Genomic DNA, 17,473 nt, shown 5'->3' with positions numbered 1-17,473 from the left:
CAGCGGGACCGCTGGTACCTGACGGCCTCGTGGACCAGGCCGACGGTGCAGACGATCCCGCTGGCCACCGCCCGCGCTGAAGGCATGGTCGGTGTCGACACCAACGCGGACCACTTCGCCGCCTACCAGCTCGACGTCCACGGCAACCCGATCGGCGACCCCAAACGGTTCCACTACGACCTCAGCGGGACGGCTGACCACCGCGATGCCCAGGTCCGGCATGCCATCAGCCAGTTGCTGCACTGGGCGAACCGATGCGGCGTCAAGGCCATCGGCATTGAGAACCTGGATTTCGGCCAGGACAAGACGCGGGAGAAGCACGGCCGCAGGAAGCGGTTCCGGCAGCTGATCTCCGCAATCCCGACGGGCAAGCTCCGCGCCCGCCTCGTGTCGATGGCCGCCGAGCAGGACCTCGCCATCGTTGCTGTCGACCCGGCGTATACGTCGATGTGGGGCGACCAGCACTGGCGCAAGCCACTGACCAGCAACAAAAGGAAGATGTCCCGTCACGATGCCGCTGGTATCGCGATCGGGCGACGCGCCCTCGGCCACCCGATCCGGCGACGGACGGCACCGCCCCACGACGACCAGAGCGATCGTCGTGGGCATCGGACCATCCAGGCCGACCGTGGTGTCCGAGGGCGTGAGGAACCCCGCCACCCCGTCACGGAACGTGCACACGATGCACATCGCCGGACGGAGGGAACGAGAACGCGGGAGACCAGCGCATCCAAAACCGTTCGGGATGCGCGCAGTTCCGGGACGTGGCATCAAGATGTCACTCCTGGATCCTGTTTAGGAACGGTTTGGTGAGTGACCACAGGGATGCCGCCATGAGGAGGGCGGTCAGTCCGCCGCAGATCATCACAGTGGAGACCGAGAAGGCGTCGACGATGGTGCCGCCGAGGAGGGCGCCGAGGGCGAAGGTCGCCTGGAACGAGGAGGTGAAGATGACCGTGGCGGCTTCTGGCGCGTGGGGGGCGGCGTTGATGAACCATGCTTGGGAACAGACGGGCACGGCGCCGTAGGCCAGGCCCCAGAGTAAGAGCAACACGACGGCGCCGATGGCGGTGGTGCCTGCTGCGGGCAGCAGCAGGGTGGTTACGGCGATCAGGCAGCCGCCGGCGGTGAAGGCACATCGCGGGTTGTTGGCGATGGCCTTGCCCGCCAGGAAATTGCCGGCGATCCCAGTGACGCCGTACGCCAGCAGGACGGCGCTCACGGCGGCGGGATGCAGCCGGGTCACGTGCTGGAGGAACGGCGTGACGTAGGTGTAGGTGCCGAAGTGCGCCAAGACGATGAGGAAGGTGGCCAGGAGGGCGATTTTGGTGCCTCGGTCACGCAAGAGATCGAGCAGGACGCGAGGACTGGTGACCTGGTGGGCGGGCAGCGGTGGCAGGAGCACGAGCAGAGCGGCCAGAACGAGGACGGCCAGGACGGCGAGGGCGAGGAAGGCGGTTCGCCAGCCGGCCAGGTGGCCAATGAAGGTTCCGGCCGGTACCCCGAGTACGGAGCCGAGCGGGACAGCGGAGAAGATCAGGGCGGTGGCGGTGCCCACGGAGGACGGTGGCACCAGGCGGCCGGCCAGCCCGGCTCCGATGGACCAGAAGCCGCCGATGGTGAGGCCGACGAGCACCCGGGAGATCAGCATGATCCAGTAGGAGGTGGCAGTGGCTGCCAGGACGTCGGCGGCGGCGAGCACGGCCATGAGGACGCAGAGCATCACGCGGCGGTCCAGGCGGGCTGTGGCCGGCGTGAGGGTGGGTGCGGCGATGGCGGCGACGATGCCGGGCAGCGTCATGGTCAGCCCTGCGGTGCCATCGGAGATGCCGAAGGCGCCGCCGATGGTGGTCAGCAGGCCGATGGGCAGGATTTCGCTGGTGACGATGGCGAAGATGCCCAGCGTGAGCGAGATGACGGCGAGCCAGCTGATCAGTGGCGGGCGAAGCGTGGTCGTTGGCATGGTTCCCGTTCGGCAAGAGTGCGCGATCTATGGGTAACCAGCCAAGCAATGAGGGCGCGGCAAGCACCGGCCGCTTTCGGACTGCACCGTCGCAGGGGCGTCGGTGGCGCCGTTGGTCAGGCCGGATCGGCCCACCGGCCCGTGTACAAACTGAGACGGCGATGCCGTCAGTAATCAGTAAGGGAGGCGGCACCCGGCATCGATGATCGCGGGAACGAAGGAGTTGGAGACGCTCGCTTCCGATCGGGCTGCTCGGACAGGGGCCTTCGGCGTGGCCCGCGACCCGATCGTGTGATGAAGGCGCTCCGTGACCGCGCGCCAAAGCACGTCCGATCCGGACCCCGCAGGTCAGCCTGCGGCGACCGCCTGATGGCTGATCGACATGCCCGCGACATACCGCGATTCGGTAGGAATACCTTCAACGACGTGTGCTCGAAAGGCTGACACAATGCGCGACACGCTGCCCCCGTTGCTGGTCACTCCACCGTGGGAGCAGAAGACGCCACTGGTTCCCGGACTCCGGCCACCCACCGAAAGGGTCGTCGACTGGGAACCGGGTGAACGCGAGGAGTGGCAGCAGCGGCTCCCCGGTCGGCCCTATTTCACAGCCGCCCTCAGGGAGATCTATCGGCTGGAGGGGTGGGAGGGTGTCGTGCGGGCGTTCCTGGACGGCCAGATCACCCACGAGCCCGCCCTGTTCTCCCTGTTCGAGCTGGGCCCCGAGGAACTCGTCCGGCCGCTGCTGGCGGACTGGCACCCGACGCTCAGCCGTACGTCCGACTTCTCGATCCTGCGAGCCGTCGCGGTGCGTTTCGGGGCCGACGCCCACCACGTGGTGTTCCCCAATGCCAAGGCCCACCGCTCGGGCTGGGCACTGATGCCCTTCCTCGATGTCGAGGTGGCCCGGTTGATGGCCGCCTGGCTTGGAATGGCCTCGGCGCGCCGGCAGGCGGGTGAGTGGTTCGCCCGGCACGGGCTGGCGGCGGTGCCGTACCTGGTGCCGGACGCTCTCGACACGCGGCGCACGCTCCGTGACAAGGCGGCGGCGGCGCTGCTCCAAATAGCGTCCCGGAACGGCGATGCGGGGGTGGTGGAGACCGCCCGCCGGTACGGCGATCACGCCGCTTGCGCCGTCGCGCAGATCCTGGACAGCGACGCACCCGCGGACAGGCCGCGGAGGGGTCGTTGTGGAGAGCATAGAGATCACCGTCGGTCCACCAGCGGGTGAAGATCGCAGGGCTTGATGACCTGCCATTCTTCGTCGCTCATGTCAGTGGTGTAGCGGGGCGCCCGGATCGGATGATCGGCTCGGCGGCCGTACCGGCAGGCCACGCATGAGCAGGCAGTTTCTTCGTTACGGGAGACATCGATGGGAGGGGTGACGTACAACGGCGGCAGACCTTCCGGTTGGTGACGGGGCTGGGATAACCACCGTTACTACCGGAAGGTCGCTCTATGTCGCAGGAGATTCGCTCTACGTCTCAATTTCGCCCGATATCGGCCTCACGCAGCAAGCACAGGGATCAGTTTGTTCACGGGCACTAAGGGCGGGCCGGGCCGGCGCGCTCAGTCGTACGGGTCGTAGTCTCGGCGCTCGTGTCCGCGCTGCTCGTACCCGCGGGGCTGCTCGTACCCGCGGGGCTGCTCATACCCGCGGGGCTGCTCATACCCGCGGGGCTGCTCATACCCGCGGGGCTGCTCGTACCCGCGGGGCTGCTCATACGGATCCGGCGCCTCCTCAAGGGCCGTGCGCCCGATCGACGCCAGGAGCGAGACGATGGCGATACCGATGACGACATTGATGACGGCCGTGGCGATCTGCTCGATGAGGTCGGCGGGGTACATGAACGGCAGGATCGTGATGAGGACGGTGAAGAGCCCGGCGATCCAGCCGAAGAACTTGGCCGGCTCCGGTGTCGACAGCATGAGGACGTAGAGCAGCAACGTGGCGACAAGCGCGGCAGCGGCGGCCGAGATCGCATATCCCGTGGTCGCCGCACTGCCGTACGCGGAAGCCCCATCGGGGGTGAGGACGCGGATGCCCAGGAGTCTCTTGCTGATCATGACTCCGACCACCACGATCAGGGCGGCCACCACGGCGGCGGCCACGCCGCCTCCCCACACGCGCGCCGGGTTGACCGTCGGCCTGCCCGATCCCGGGCGGCGATCATGGGAGGGATAGGACATGCGAATCACCTCTGTCGCGAATGCTGATCAGGCACTTCGAGAACCTTACACGCACGGTCAAGAGGGTGAAGGGGTTGTGCGCGCCCGCGAGTGACGGGGAAGCACAGGGCTCAGGCGGCCGGCGCCAGAGCCGCCAGGGACTCGACCTCGACCTCGGCGTCGGCGAAGGCCGGAAGCTCGAACCACATGGCCTTGCCCCGAGCCGTGGGAACACCGCCCCAGCGGTTGGAGAGCATGTCGAGCAGGACCAATCCGCGCCCGCTCTCTGCATCCACATCAACGGAACGGATACGCGGCAGCTGCGGGTCCTCATCCTCGACCTCGCACCGCAGCAGCCCGTCCCGGGCGGAGAAGCTGAGCCGGACCTGCCCGTACGCGTGATCAACCGCGTTGCCGACCAGCTCGCTGACGAGCAGCTCCGCGACCTCCACCTGGTCCTCAAAACCCCAGGCGGCCAGCGTCTCACGGGTCAGCCCGCGCGCCGTGCGCACTGAGCTGAGGTCACTCGACAGCCACCACGAAGCCACCCGGCCCGCCGCCGAGTCACGGCCACCGGCCTCGACCAGGGCCCTGCTCCGCGAAGTTCCCGTCATTCTGCTCTTCCCCCGTTACCTTCGCTCCTTGCTCGCTTCCAGGAGCGTGGATTGCTCACAACACGAGAATGCCTCTGTGAGCTGCTGCGAGAACACGTGAGAACTCCCCATATACGTACCTATTCGGAGAACCTACGTACCTACGCGAACGCGTCCCCTCGGGCCGCCCGCCTTACGTCTCGCCGCAGATCCCTCGAGCCGCGGCAGCCCGTCGCCGAAACAGTCGGAATGTCCAGCCGATCCAACGGTTCCACCATTCCGGCCGCGCTCAGCGGGGTCCATAGTTTTGCCTCACCGACGCATATCTGTCTAGTGAAGCCAGCCCATCACGCCCAACCGGAGACGACATGTCACGAAGGACGAGAGAGCGACGCCCGGCCGTCTTGGTCGCCGTCGCTGTGCTCGGAATGTTCGTGTCCCTTCTCACAGCGCCCCCCGCGCTCGCACTCAGCACACGCAGCGTGAGCTCCCCCAACGGACAGATCGCCTTCACCGTCACCGAGCAGACAGCAGGCGCCCTGACGTTCGCGGTGACCGCGGGAACCACACAGGTCTTCGGCGACTCCCCCCTGGGCATCGCCACCTCGACGGTCGATCTTCGGTCCGGACTGAGCTATGTCAGCGAGGCGCGTACCACGATCGACACCTCCTATTCCTTGCCGGCCGGGACCAAGCCGTCATATCGCGATCATGCCAACGAGCTGACCCTGCGGTACGCGAAGAGCGGGCAGACGCTGGAGCTGGTGATTCGGGCCTACGACGACGGCATCGCCTACCGGTACCGGTTGCCGGGAAGCGGCCCGGTGTCGATCACGGACGAGACCAGCGGATTCCGCCTGCCCACGACGACCGGCGGCTGGGCGGCCCCGTGGAACGCGAACTACGAGCAGGACTACACCTATCGGAACGCCTCCCAGCTGAACTCCGGCACCGAGCTCACGATGCCGCTGCTGGCGTCGATCGACAACAACGCCTACTTCACGGTCATCACCGAGGCGCAGGTGGTGAACGCGAACGCCTCCTACGTGCCGTCCCTGCTGAAGGGCAGCGGGGCGAACGACGGGCTGCTGAACCTGAAGAGGACGCCGGATCAGGCCTTCCCGATCTCGGCGACGTATCCGTTCCAGACGCCCTGGCGCGCGGCCATCATCGCGGGGAACCTCGACACGCTCTACAACTCCGATCTGGTGCAGCACCTCAACCCCCCGGCGACGGTGAACACCTCCTGGGTGCGCCCGGGGCGTGCGGCGTGGTCCTGGTACGCGGACGGGGACAGCGCGAGCGATCTCGACAAGCAGAAGGAGTACGTCGACTTCGCCGAGGCCATGGGCTTCGAGTACGTGACCATGGACTGCTGCTACAACCGCACGACGGACCTGCCGGCGATCGCGGCCTACGCCAAGCAGCGCGGCGTGAAGATGTTCGCCTGGGTCAACGCCGAGCCGTTCGCCGACCCGGCCGACGCCGAGGCCCTGATGGCCGAGCACAAGGGCTACGGCATCGACGGGCTCAAGGTGGACTTCTTCCTCAGCGACTCGCAGACGGCGATGGGCTGGTACCAGTCGATCGGCCAGGCGGCGGCGAACCACCAGATGATGCTCAACTTCCACGGCAGCACCAAGCCAGGCGGTGAGAACCGCACCTGGCCGTGGGTGGTGACCTCGGAGGCGGTCGCCGGCACCGAGCATTACCTGTATCCGCCGCCCACGACGGCTCGCCAGGACGTGACGTACCCCTTCATCCGCAACATGCTCGGCGGGATGGACTACACGCCGACGATGATCTCGGAGAACGCGTCCATTCTCACCCAGGGTCACACTCTGGCCCAGGCGATCGTCTTCACCTCCGCGATGGTCAATTACGCCGACTCGGCCGCGGCCTACGAGCAGTGGGCCGGCCGTCACCTGATGCGGGCGATCCCGACGGTGTGGGACGAGACGAAGGTCGTCGAAGGGTTCCCCGGCGACCACATCACGGTCGCGCGCCGGTCCGGCGACGACTGGTTCGTCGCCGGGATGACGTCGCCGGCCAGGACCGCCTCGGTTCCGCTGTCGTTCCTCGGCTCCGGTGACCACACCGCGACGATCTTCTCCGACGACGCCTCGGGCCGGCTCACCACGTCGTCCCAGACCGTCACGAGCGCGACCACGCTCTCACTGCCGATGATCGCCACCGGAGGCGTCTCGGTGCGCATCTCGAAGAAGCCGCTCGCGATGATCGGCACCGGTGACAGCCGGTACGAGGCGGAGAGCGCCTCCAACACCCTGGGCGGCGCCGCCGGCATCCAGGCGTGCAAGGGTTGTTCGGGCGGCCAGAAGGTGGGCAACATCGGGTCCGGCGGCTCGGTGCGGTTCAACGACGTGACGGCCGCGACCGCGGGCACGCACAGGCTGACCTTCACCTACACCTCGGGCGACCCGCGATCGGTCGAGGTCCAGGTCAACGGCACCACCATCGCGACGGAGAACGTCAAGGACTCCGGCGGCTGGGAGCACGTGGGCAAGTGGTCGCTCGACGTGCCGCTCAACGCGGGCGCGAACACCGTCACGTTCCTGAACGCGGGCGCCTACTCGCCGGACATCGACGCGCTGACGATCTCGCGTACGGTCGAGGCCGAGGCGGCAGGCAACACGCGGGCGGGCGGCGCCGCCCTGGACGCATGCTCTGGATGCTCGGGCGGCAACGGGGTGTCCGGCCTGGCGGCCGGCTCCCTCTCGGTGCCGTTCCAGGCCACCTCGGCCGGCAACAAGACGGTGCGGATCCACTATGCGTCGTCCGCCGTCGCGTCGATCAAGGTCGCGGTCAACGGCGGCACGCCGGTCAGGGTCCCGCTGCACGCGACGGGCGGCAACGACGCGCCCGCCACCGCGACCGTCGGGCTCCCCCTGAACGCCGGCGCGAACACCATCCTGATCAAGGGCGCGTCCGGGGCGGGGGTGACGGTCGACTCGCTCGACGTGGTGATGTGAGCTCGGGGGCCGGGGCGGGTGCGCCCCGGCCCTGCTCCTAATCTCTCCCCCGACCCAGAAGTCCCGACAACCCGACCGCATCCGATGGAGAACGTGTTGAGCGACGATGTACGCCCCCGCCGGACGACGAGCGTGGGCACGGTGGACGCCTGGATCCACAGCACGGACGCGGGCGTGCATTTGACCGTGAGCCGCGACGACGAGGTGCTCCTCGACCGAGTTCCGCTCGGCTTCTCGATCGACGGCACCGACCTGGGCACGGGCGCGGAGCTCCTGCACGTCTCGGAGCGCACGGTGCGCGACCGGTTCACTTTGCGCTCCGGCAAATCGGCCGGCGACCACGACCACGAGCACCGCGAGATCGTGCACACGTTCCGCGCGGCCGGCGGAGTCGAGTGGCAGGTCATCCTGCGCGTCGGCCGCGACGGCGTGGCGATCCGCTACGCCCTGCCCGCGCTGGACGGCACCACCCGCGTCACGGATGATCGCACCGCCGTCACGCTTCCTGCCGGGTCCCGAAACTGGGTCCTCGACTACCAGACCTGGTACGAAACACCCCGGTTCGGCGTGGACACCGCCGAGCTGGTGAGCGGCGCGTACGGGCTGCCCTTCCTCACCCGCCTCGACGCGGAGACGCATCTTCTGATCACCGAATCGGGGATCGACGGCCGCTTCGCCGGCGCGCACGTACGAGCGGGCGAGCCGGAGCCGCACGGCGGCCGCACGCTCCGCTTCACGCTCGCCGACGACGCCGTCGAGGTCGCCCGAGGCGTCGTGACACCGTGGCGGGTCTTCCTCGTCGGAACCCTCGCCGAGCTCGTGTCCTCACTGTTCGTCGAGGAACTGGCGCCGGCCGTCGCACCCGAGCTGGCCGAGGCGACCTGGGTACGCCCCGGTCGCGCGGCCTGGTCGTGGTGGTCCGACTTCTACTCGGGCGCGCAATTGGCCAAGCAGCGGCACTTCGTGGACGTCGCCGCCGAGCTCGGCTGGGAGCACCTGCTCATCGACTGCGGCTGGGAGGAGACGTGGGTACCAGAGATCGTCGCCTACGCGAGCCGCCGCGGGATCCAGGTGCACCTGTGGACCATCTGGCGCGATCTCAACAGCCCCGAGGACCTGCGCAAGCTGGCGCTGTGGCGCTCCTGGGGCGTCGCCGGGATCAAGGTCGACTTCATGGAGTCGGAGTCGAAGGACCGTTATCGCTGGTACGACACGATCCTCACCGAATCCGCGCGGCTGGGCCTCATGGTCAACTTCCACGGCTCGGTCATCCCGCGCGGCTGGATGCGCACGTTCCCCCAGGTGATCGGGTACGAGGCGATCCGCGGCGCCGAGTACTACGTGTTCTTCGAGAACCAGGCGCTCACCGCGGCCCACAACGTCATCCAGCCGTTCACCCGCAACGTCGTCGGGGCGATGGACGCCACGCCGGTCGCCTTCGGCGCCGCCGGCCGTACCACCAGTGACGGCCATGAGCTGGGGCTCTCGGTGGCGTTCGAGTGCGGGATCACGCACTTCGCCGACCACGTCGACGCCTATGCGGCGCGGCCGCTCGCGGCCCGGTTCCTCGCGGAGCTGGCGCCGGTGTGGGAAGAGACGGTGCTGCTGGCGGGGGGCCCCGACACGCACGCGGTCATCGGCCGCCGCGCCGGCGACCGGTGGTTCCTGGGCGGCATCGCCACCGGTGACGCGCGCCTGATCCACGTGCCGCTGGACCGGCTCAGAGTGGGGCCGGACGCCCAGGTGTGGATCGTCGGCGACGCCGCACCGGCCCGCGGCGGGGTGACGACTCCCAGCGCGAAGCCTGCCCCCGGGGGAGAGCCGTCGCCCGGCGAGGTGACAGCGACCGGCGGGGTGACGGCGACCGGCCTCGCGGAGACGACCACGACCGCCACCGACGCCATCGAGGTCGCCGTGGCCCGCGACGGAGGTTTCGCCGCCATCGTGGCGCCGGCGGGCGCGGACCTCTTCCGCGCCGCATCCCGGCCGCACCATCCCGCCCCCGCGGTGCACCCGCCCATCGCCGAGACCGGCGCGGACGGGACCGCGACGATCACCACGGACGCCGACGCCCGGTTGCGCCTGCCGGCGGGCTGGACCGCCGACCGTGCCGGCGAGACCGGCTGGGCCGTTCGCCCAGGACCGGGGCTGCGCCCGGGGCGGCTCGGTGTCGTGACGGTCGAACGAGACGGCGGCGACGGCGCGGTTCCCGTCGTCGCGCACGCGCGCGTCGTGCGCCCCCTGACGCCCGGCCAGTACGCGCTGTCGGACCTGCCGATGATCGCGTTCATCAACGAGGACGGCCCCGTCGAGCGCGACCAGTCGAACGGCGGGGGCAACCCCGGCGACGGCGGCCCGATGCGAGTGGCCGGGCAGGAGTTCGAGCGCGGCCTCGGCACCGCGCCGTTCTCCGAGGCCCGCTTCCACCTGGGCGGACGCGCCGAGCTGTTGACCGGGGCCGTCGGCGTCGACGACGAGTCCACCGGCTGTGCCAGGGTCAGCGTCCTCGCCGACGACCGCGAGATCTTCGCCGCCGTCGTCGCGGCGGGCGAGCCCGTCACCTCCTTCGACCTGAAGATCCAGGGGGTCCGTACGCTGTGCCTGCGCAGCGAAGCCGCCGGACCCCACGACCTCGGCGTCCACGTCGACTGGGTCGAGACCACCGTCCACGTCACATCCGTCAGCCGCTAACCCCCCGGTCGACGAGGACCGGCGCACAAGTGCAGAGGAAGATCATGAAGCGCAAATGGACGGCCGCCATGGCCATGGCCATGGCGGCGACGCTCCTCTCCGCCTGCTCCGGCGGATCCGGCAGCACGTCGAACGAGAAGGTCACCCTCACGTACGCGAACTGGAGCGAGGACCAGACTCCCGCGATGGAGCAGATCGCCGCCGAGTTCCAGAAGCAGAACCCGAACATCACCGTCAAGATCCAGACGCTGCCGTGGACCGAGTACTGGTCGACGCTCCAAGTGGGCGTCGCCGGCGGCACCGCGCCGGACGCGTTCTGGATGCTCGCCGACCACTTCCGCGAGTACGCCAAGGGCGGCGCGCTCGTCGACCTGTCCGACACGGTGAAGTCCACGGGGATCGATATGGGCGCCTATCCCAAGGCGGTGTCCGATTCCTACACGTACGAGGGCAAGATCTTCGCGCTGCCGAAGGACTTCGACACCAACGGCGTCTGGTACAACAAGGCCCTCTTCGACGCCGCGGGTGTCAAGTACCCCGATGACACGTGGGGCTGGCAGGAGGTGCAGGACGCGGCCAAGAAGCTGACCGACAAGGGCAAGGGCGTGTGGGGCATCGCCGCGCCGATCGACCCGCAGGGCGGCTACTACAACACGATCCTGCAGGCCGGCGGCACCATCATCAAGCCGGGCGGCACAGCCTCCGACTTCGCGGGACCGGCGGCGGTGGCCGGTCTGAAGTTCTGGACCGACCTCCAGTCGGCCGGTTCGTCGCCGACGCTGAAGCAGTTGTCGGACACCGAGGCGGTCGCGATGTTCGAGAACCAGAAGGTCGCGATGTACTTCTCCGGCGCGTACTGGGCGCTGCGGTTCCACAAGAACGCCGACCTGAAGGGCAAGATCGACGTCGCCCCGCTGCCGAAGGGCGTCAAGCGCGCCACCGTCACCAGCGGCATCGGCAACGCCGGGTACGCCGGCAGCAAGCACCCGGAGGAGCTCAAGAAGTTCCTCGCCTTCCTCGGCGGTACCAAGGCCGCCGAGATCCAGGCGGCCACAGGAACGGTGCTCCCCGCGTACAAGGGGACGCAGGAGCCGTGGCTCAAGTCGATGCCGGAGTTCAACCTCCAGGTCTTCATCGACGCCATCGAGTACAGCGTTCCGCTCCCGGTCGCGGGGAACACGGCCGAATGGCAGGGTCTCTCGGCGCAGTATCTCTCACCGGCCTGGGAGGGTGCCAAGCCCGTTGAGGCCGCGGCGAAGGAGTATCAGGACGCCGTCGACAAGGTGCTCGCCAAGCAATGACGAACATGGCAACCAAGCCCGTGCGGCGGCCGGCCGGCCGCCGCACGGGCGGCAGTCAACCCAGCGGGTGGTGGGCGCTCGTGTTCATCGCCCCGGCCACGATCGGCCTGGTCGCGCTCTATCTGTGGCCGTTCCTGTCCACACTGCTCAAGAGCTTCCAGGACGTCCCGGCGTTCGGACCGGCCAGCTTCGTGGGGGTCGACAACTACGTCACTCTGCTCGGCGACGGCGAGGTCTGGAAGGCGTTCGCGAACTCCGCGCTCTACACCCTGATCGTCCTGCTCGGTATCCCCCTGGCGGTCGTGCTGGCCGCGCTGATCGAGCAGGCCGGCCGGGGACGCACGATCTACCGGGTGCTCTTTTTCCTGCCGGTCGTCACCCTGCCCGTCGCCGTCGGCATGGTCTGGCGGTTCATCTACAACGGCGACTTCGGGCTGCTCAACTACGTGCTGTCGTGGTTCGGCATCGACGGCCAGTACTGGGTGGCCGACCCCCGGTTCACGATCTACGCGTTCGGCGTCGTCGGCATCTGGATGGGCCTCGGCATCAACCTGATCATCCTCGGCGCCGGCCTGCAGGCGATCCCGAAGACCGTCTACGAGGCGTCCGCCCTCGACGGCGCCGGCCGCGTCCGGCAGTTCTTCCACATCACCGTGCCCCTGCTCAGCCCGAGCATCTTCTTCGTCACGATCCTCACCGTGATCGCCGCCCTGCAGATGTTCGACCTGATCTTCATCATGCTGCGCAGCGTGAACAACACCGCCCTCGGCGACTCGAAGACGATCGTCTACCTGTTCTACGAGAAGGCGTTCGTGCAGTTCGACCAGGGCTACGGCGCCGCGATCGCGATCGTGCTGCTCATCGTGATCATGATCGCGACGGCTCTGCAGTTCCGTCTTCAGAAATCCTGGGTCTTCTATGGCTGAGTCCGCCGTCCGCCGCCCGCCACGCAGCCGGCGGCGCGAGAAACCGACCTCCACCTGGCTGATCCACGTGGTGCTGATCATCGCGTCCGTCGTCATGGTGGTGCCGTTCGTCTGGCAGATCCTCACCGTCTTCAAGACGACCACCGAGGTGAGCAAGGTCCCGCCGACGGTGCTGCCGGCCGAGTTCAGCCTGCACTCGTTCGAGACGTTCTTCTCGACCGTGCCGTTCTGGTCGATGTTCGCGGTCTCCACCGGTGCGCTGGTGCTGCGGGTCGCCGGGCAGGTCGCGGTCGCGGCGCTGGCCGGCTACGCCTTCGCACGCATACCGTTTCGCGGCAGTGGCGCGCTGTTCGGCCTGTTCGTCGCCATGCTGATGGTGCCCAGCCAGCTGTTCCTGATCGGCCAGTACGGGCTGATCCGCGACCTGGGGCTGCTGGACACCCTGCCGGCTCTGGCCATCCCCGGCCTGTTCTCGGCGTTCGGCACCTTCCTGATGCGACAGGCGTTCCTCAACATGCCGAAGGACTACGAGGAGGCGGCACGGCTCGACGGCGCCAACCCGTTCCAGGTGTTCTGGCACGTCATGCTGCCCATGGCCAGGCCGATGCTGGCCGCGCTGACCGTGCTGACCGGGCTCTACTCGTGGAACGACCTGCTCTGGCCGCTCATCGTGTCGCCCTCCGGAGAGAACCGGCCGCTTCCGGTGGGCCTTGCCGGGCTGCAAGGACAATTCGGCACGGACTACCCCACCCTGATGGCGGGCGCGCTCGTGTGCTCGATACCTCTCGTGATCGTCTTCCTGCTGCTGCAGCGCCAGTTCTTCGCGGGCATCGCGAACAGCGGGCTCAAGGGATGACGGGACACCCACAACGGGATTGCGACTGACAATGAATGACCTGCACACACCCCTCCACCTGCGCGCCGGAGGCACCAGCCTCGTCATCGCCGTCGACGACGGACGGCTGCCGCGCATCCTGCACTGGGGGCCGGATCTCGGCGAACTCGGTGCCGACGCCCTGGCGGACCTCCAGCGGGCCGCGCTGCCCGCCATCGGCGACAGCACGGTCACCTACCCCCAGCCCGTCCCGGTGCTTGCCCAGCTCACGGAGGGCTGGCTCGGCCGTCCGGGGCTGGTCGGGGACAGTGACGGCCGACGCTGGGCGCCCTACTTCCGCGAGGCGACGCACAAGGCCGGCGACACGGCCGACGGGCCCGTGCTGCGCAGCAGTGCGCGCGACCCCGAGTACGGCCTCGCGATCGACATCGAGATCCAGGTGCTCTCAAGCAGCGGACTCGTCCGCCAGCGGGCCCGGCTCAGGAACGACACGGCGGCGCCGTACCGTGTCACCTCGCTCGAACTGGCTCTGCCCGTGCCGTCGGACGCCACGGAGCTCCTCGACCTGACCGGACGCTGGTCGCTGGAACGGGTGCCCCAGCGGCGCCCGTTCCAGGCGGGCGAGTGGGTGCGGGCCTCGCGTGGCGGCAAGCCGGGACTGGAGCACACGCTGCTGCTGGTCGCCGGTGAGCAGGGGTTCGGGTTCCGGCACGGGACGGTGTGGGCCACCCACCTCGCGTGGAGCGGCAATCAGGTGCTCGCCGCCGAGCAGACTCCGGCGGGCACGCGGCACCTGGCCGCGGGAGAGCTGCTGCTGCCTGGCGAGGTGGTGCTCGAGCGGGGCGATGAGTTCCAGAGCCGCTGGCAGTACGGGTCCTGGGGAGTGGGGCTGGACGAACTCGCCGCGCGATTCCACCGCCACATGAGGTCCCGGCCGCGGCACCCTCGCTCGCCCCGGCCCGTGGTGCTGAACACGTGGGAAGCGGTCTATTTCCAGCACGACCTCGACACCCTGCTCGAGCTCGCCGAACGAGGCGCGGAGATGGGCGCCGAGCGGTTCGTGCTGGACGACGGATGGTTCGTGGGCCGCCGCGACGACACCAGTTCGCTCGGCGACTGGACGGTCGACCCCGCCGTCTGGCCGAAGGGCCTCCGACCGCTCGCCGACCGGGTACGCGAACTCGGGATGGACTTCGGGCTGTGGTTCGAACCGGAGATGGTCAACCTGGACTCCGACCTGGCCCGCCGCCACCCGGAGTGGATCTTCGACGCGGGGCACGGCCCCGGCCTGCCCTCCCGCCACCAGCATGTGCTCGACCTCGGCCATCCCGGCGCGTACGCGTACCTGTTCGACCGGATGGACGAGCTCGTCGGCTCGCTCGGCATCGCCTACATCAAGTGGGACCACAATCGGTACCTGCTCGACGCCGGCCACGTCCCCGACGGCCGGCCGGGGGTGCGTACCCAGGTCCTGCAGGCGTACCGGCTGATGGAGCACCTCAAAGCCGCCCACCCGGGACTGGAGATCGAGTCGTGCGCCAGCGGAGGCGGACGCATCGACCTCGGCGTCCTGGAGTTCACCGACCGGGTGTGGCCGAGTGACTGCAACGACCCGCACGAGCGGCTGGAGATCCAGCGCTGGACGGGGCTGCTGGTCCCGCCGGAGATGCAGGGGACGCACATCGGGGCCGAGGAGTCGCACACCACCCACCGGACCCATCCGCTCGACTATCGGGCGGAGAAGGCGCTGTGGGGGCACCTGGGAGTCGAGACCAATCTGCTCACGGCGGACGACGAGACCCGGGCGGCGCTGGCGCGGTGGGTCGCCTTCCACAAGGAGCACCGGGCCCTGCTGCACTCGGGCCAGGTCGTCCACGCCGATCTCGCCGACGCGGCGTACCGGCTGGAGGGGGTCGTGTCGGGCGACCGCGCCGAGGGGCTGTTCGCGTTCAGCGTCGTCGAGCGTCCGGCGACCTGGCCGCCAGGGCGGATCCGCTTCCCGGGGCTGGACGACACGCGCCACTACTCGGTCGAAGCGGTCTACCCGGGATCCGCGCCCGCGACCGGGGTCGTGCTCCCGCCGTGGCAGCGCGCCGGAGTCACCCTGCCCGGGCGGGCGCTGCGGCTCGTCGGCGTCGAAGCGCCGTCCCTGGACGTGGACCGATCGGTGCTGCTGCGGGTGGTGAGCACTGCGTCATAGCCCGCTCAGCCCTTCGCGCGGTTGCGGTATTCAGTGGGGCTGGCCTCGTGCATCCGCCTGAAGTGACGGGAAAAGTAGAACGGGTCGGGATAGCCGACCTCGCGGGCGATGTCGGCGATGGTCGCGTCCGTGGTGTCGAGGAGGTTGCGCGCCTGCGCCATCCGGAGGGCCGTGTGGTGCGCGAGCACCCCTCCTCCGGTGGCACGGCGGAACAGCGCGCTCAGATGGGAGGGCGAGACACCGACCAGCGCGGCCAGGTCGGCGACGCGTACGGGGCTGTCCAGGCGCTCGGCAAGGTAGGCCATCGCGCGCTGCAACGGGTCGCCCGGCGCCGGCATGGCGCGGTCGACCACGATCTGGGTGAGCAGCTTCCAGGCGGCACCCGCGGCGCCCATCATGCTGGCCGGTGAATGATCCCGTTCCAGGATGGTCACGATCTCGTCCAGCAGGGCGACGGCCCGATCGAGCCGCCGGATGGCGACCACCGGCCTGGACGGGCCCGCGCCCATGGCATCGATCAGCTCTGGCAGGTCGGTGCCGCGTAGGTGGCACCACCAGATCGTCCAGGGGCTGTCCGCGGACGCGCCGTACGCGTGCGGGATGCCACGCGGGATCATCAGGGCCGCGTTCGATCCCACGCGGTACTGGACTCCCCCGATGTTCGCCCATCCCACACCGGCCGCGCACAGGATGAGGATGGCCTCCTCGATGCCGACTGGCCGTCTCATCAGGTGATCCGCGGCAACCGGATAATAACCGGTGTCCGTGACCATGAGCCGCCGGGTCACAGGGCGAGAGTGCGCCTCGGCCACCACCCGGCGCGGCACGACGGTCAGCCGCTGGTTGCGGAACCCCTCCTGGATCGGCATCGGGCAAGTATGCCATATGCATCGGATCGTCCAGGTGATCGCTTGCATCGAACATTCCCAGTGACCCAGGTGCGCGTGTTGACTGGCGACGACGACAACGCTGCCTCTTCTCGTGAAGTGCCGTCACTCAGGCACCCCGCCGATCAGCGGCTAGTCGGAAGCGTGACTCGACGGAGCGACAAGAGTGGAGATCATGGGACGAGGATTGTTGTCGGGCAAGGTCGCCGTGGTGACCGGCGCGGCCTCCGGCATCGGCGCCGCGGTGGTGGAGCGCTTTCTGCACGAGGGCGCCCGCGTGATCGCGGTGGACCTGGCCGACCAGAGCCCCGACCGGCCGGACCTGCTGGCGTTCAGGGGTGACGTCGCCGCCGCCGACACCTGGTCGCAGGTCGCGGACACGGCGCGAGCCGAGTTCGGGCGGCTGGACGTGCTCCACAGCAACGCCAGCACGGTGGTGCGGGCTCCGGCGCACGAGCTGTCGGAGGGCGACTGGGACCGGCAGCTCTCGGTCAACCTGAAGGCCACATACCTGGCGGTCAACGCCTGCGCCGGGCTGCTGAGGGAGAGCCGGGGCTCCATCGTGCTGACCTCCTCGGTGCACGCCCTGGTGGGCATTCCCGGGCACCCCGCGTACGCCGCCGCCAAGGGCGGGCTCGTGTCGCTCGGCCGTCAGCTCGCCGTGGAGTACGGCCCCGAGGTGCGGGTCAACACCGTGGTTCCCGGGCCGATCCTGACTCCCGTCTGGGACGGCATCGGCGAGGAGGACCGTCGGCGCAGCGTGGCGGCCACCGCCGCCGGGCGGTTCGGCCGTCCCGACGAAGTGGCCGCCGCGGTGACCTTCCTGTCCTGCGCCGAGAGCTCGTACATCACCGGCGCGTCCCTCCTGGTCGACGGCGGCTGGACGGCGATGAAGGACTCGGCGTGACGGCACGGGGCATG

General features: G+C 69.1%; 13 protein-coding genes. 9 read left to right on the top strand and 4 right to left on the bottom strand.

Annotated features, from left to right (window positions below; genetic code table 11):
- Nucleotides 1-45 precede the first annotated feature (45 nt).
- Nucleotides 46-813, top strand: coding sequence for a hypothetical protein (locus ACTWPT_RS45000; protein WP_443183678.1), 768 nt, complete (start codon nt 46-48; stop codon nt 811-813).
- On the opposite strand, the gene ACTWPT_RS44995 is transcribed toward ACTWPT_RS45000, so the two are convergent.
- Nucleotides 779-1,963, bottom strand: a complete 1,185-nt coding sequence (locus tag ACTWPT_RS44995; RefSeq protein ID WP_443183677.1) for an MFS transporter — start codon at nt 1,961-1,963, stop codon at nt 779-781. The two genes, ACTWPT_RS45000 and ACTWPT_RS44995, sit on opposite strands and share 35 nt — an antisense overlap.
- 448 nt (nt 1,964-2,411) lie before the next feature.
- Between ACTWPT_RS44995 and ACTWPT_RS44990 the strand changes: the two genes are divergently transcribed.
- Complete coding sequence (locus ACTWPT_RS44990) at nt 2,412-3,191, top strand: hypothetical protein (protein WP_443183676.1); 780 nt, start codon at nt 2,412-2,414, stop codon at nt 3,189-3,191.
- 338 nt (nt 3,192-3,529) lie between these two features.
- Here the strand turns inward: ACTWPT_RS44990 and ACTWPT_RS44985 are convergent, their stop codons facing one another.
- The gene (locus tag ACTWPT_RS44985; RefSeq protein WP_443183675.1) at nt 3,530-4,150 is read right to left on the bottom strand and encodes a DUF6069 family protein; all 621 of its coding nucleotides are present in this window, start codon (nt 4,148-4,150) and stop codon (nt 3,530-3,532) included.
- A 110-nt stretch (nt 4,151-4,260) separates the two neighbouring features.
- A complete protein-coding gene (locus ACTWPT_RS44980) occupies nt 4,261-4,743 on the bottom strand; it encodes an ATP-binding protein (RefSeq protein ID WP_443183674.1) in 483 nt (160 codons plus the stop codon).
- A 461-nt stretch (nt 4,744-5,204) separates the two neighbouring features.
- Between ACTWPT_RS44980 and ACTWPT_RS44975 the strand changes: the two genes are divergently transcribed.
- The 6 genes from ACTWPT_RS44975 (at nt 5,205) to ACTWPT_RS44950 (ending at nt 15,665) form a co-directional block, all read left to right on the top strand.
- Nucleotides 5,205-7,712: a glycoside hydrolase family 97 catalytic domain-containing protein gene (locus ACTWPT_RS44975; protein WP_443183673.1), complete on the top strand. Its 2,508-nt coding sequence runs from the start codon at nt 5,205-5,207 to the stop codon at nt 7,710-7,712.
- Between the two features lie 96 nt (nt 7,713-7,808).
- A complete protein-coding gene (locus ACTWPT_RS44970) occupies nt 7,809-10,403 on the top strand; it encodes a glycoside hydrolase family 97 catalytic domain-containing protein (protein WP_443183672.1) in 2,595 nt (864 codons plus the stop codon).
- Between the two features lie 44 nt (nt 10,404-10,447).
- Nucleotides 10,448-11,704, top strand: coding sequence for an ABC transporter substrate-binding protein (locus ACTWPT_RS44965; protein ID WP_443183671.1), 1,257 nt, complete (start codon nt 10,448-10,450; stop codon nt 11,702-11,704).
- A complete protein-coding gene (locus ACTWPT_RS44960; protein WP_443183670.1) occupies nt 11,701-12,630 on the top strand; it encodes a carbohydrate ABC transporter permease in 930 nt (309 codons plus the stop codon). The genes ACTWPT_RS44965 and ACTWPT_RS44960 overlap by 4 nt, the downstream gene beginning before the upstream one ends.
- Nucleotides 12,623-13,486 carry a carbohydrate ABC transporter permease gene (locus ACTWPT_RS44955; protein ID WP_443183669.1) on the top strand — a complete coding sequence of 288 codons (864 nt, stop codon included), beginning with the start codon at nt 12,623-12,625 and terminating at the stop codon, nt 13,484-13,486. The genes ACTWPT_RS44960 and ACTWPT_RS44955 overlap by 8 nt, the downstream gene beginning before the upstream one ends.
- Nucleotides 13,487-13,517: 31 nt before the next feature.
- The gene (locus ACTWPT_RS44950; protein ID WP_443183668.1) at nt 13,518-15,665 is read left to right on the top strand and encodes an alpha-galactosidase; all 2,148 of its coding nucleotides are present in this window, start codon (nt 13,518-13,520) and stop codon (nt 15,663-15,665) included.
- Between the two features lie 5 nt (nt 15,666-15,670).
- Here the strand turns inward: ACTWPT_RS44950 and ACTWPT_RS44945 are convergent, their stop codons facing one another.
- Nucleotides 15,671-16,534 (bottom strand): helix-turn-helix domain-containing protein, encoded by an 864-nt coding sequence (locus ACTWPT_RS44945; RefSeq protein WP_443183667.1) that lies wholly within the window; start codon nt 16,532-16,534, stop codon nt 15,671-15,673.
- Between the two features lie 193 nt (nt 16,535-16,727).
- Between ACTWPT_RS44945 and ACTWPT_RS44940 the strand changes: the two genes are divergently transcribed.
- Nucleotides 16,728-17,459: an SDR family NAD(P)-dependent oxidoreductase gene (locus ACTWPT_RS44940; protein WP_443183666.1), complete on the top strand. Its 732-nt coding sequence runs from the start codon at nt 16,728-16,730 to the stop codon at nt 17,457-17,459.
- Nucleotides 17,460-17,473: the final 14 nt, after the last annotated feature.

The organism is Nonomuraea sp. 3N208, from assembly GCF_052245935.1.
GTDB lineage: Bacteria > Actinomycetota > Actinomycetes > Streptosporangiales > Streptosporangiaceae > Nonomuraea.
Note: the sequence above shows the minus strand (reverse complement) of the source record. Positions and strands in the feature narration are given on the sequence as shown.

Coding starts and splice junctions, on each gene's coding strand:
- ACTWPT_RS44990 (WP_443183676.1), top strand. CDS start 2,412: ATGCGCGACACGCTGCCCCCGTTGCTGGTCACTCCACCGTGGGAGCAG.
- ACTWPT_RS44965 (WP_443183671.1), top strand. CDS start 10,448: ATGAAGCGCAAATGGACGGCCGCCATGGCCATGGCCATGGCGGCGACG.
- ACTWPT_RS44985 (WP_443183675.1), bottom strand. CDS start 4,150: ATGTCCTATCCCTCCCATGATCGCCGCCCGGGATCGGGCAGGCCGACG.
- ACTWPT_RS44995 (WP_443183677.1), bottom strand. CDS start 1,963: ATGCCAACGACCACGCTTCGCCCGCCACTGATCAGCTGGCTCGCCGTC.
- ACTWPT_RS44980 (WP_443183674.1), bottom strand. CDS start 4,743: ATGACGGGAACTTCGCGGAGCAGGGCCCTGGTCGAGGCCGGTGGCCGT.
- ACTWPT_RS44960 (WP_443183670.1), top strand. CDS start 11,701: ATGACGAACATGGCAACCAAGCCCGTGCGGCGGCCGGCCGGCCGCCGC.
- ACTWPT_RS44940 (WP_443183666.1), top strand. CDS start 16,728: ATGGGACGAGGATTGTTGTCGGGCAAGGTCGCCGTGGTGACCGGCGCG.
- ACTWPT_RS44945 (WP_443183667.1), bottom strand. CDS start 16,534: ATGCCGATCCAGGAGGGGTTCCGCAACCAGCGGCTGACCGTCGTGCCG.
- ACTWPT_RS44950 (WP_443183668.1), top strand. CDS start 13,518: ATGAATGACCTGCACACACCCCTCCACCTGCGCGCCGGAGGCACCAGC.
- ACTWPT_RS44955 (WP_443183669.1), top strand. CDS start 12,623: ATGGCTGAGTCCGCCGTCCGCCGCCCGCCACGCAGCCGGCGGCGCGAG.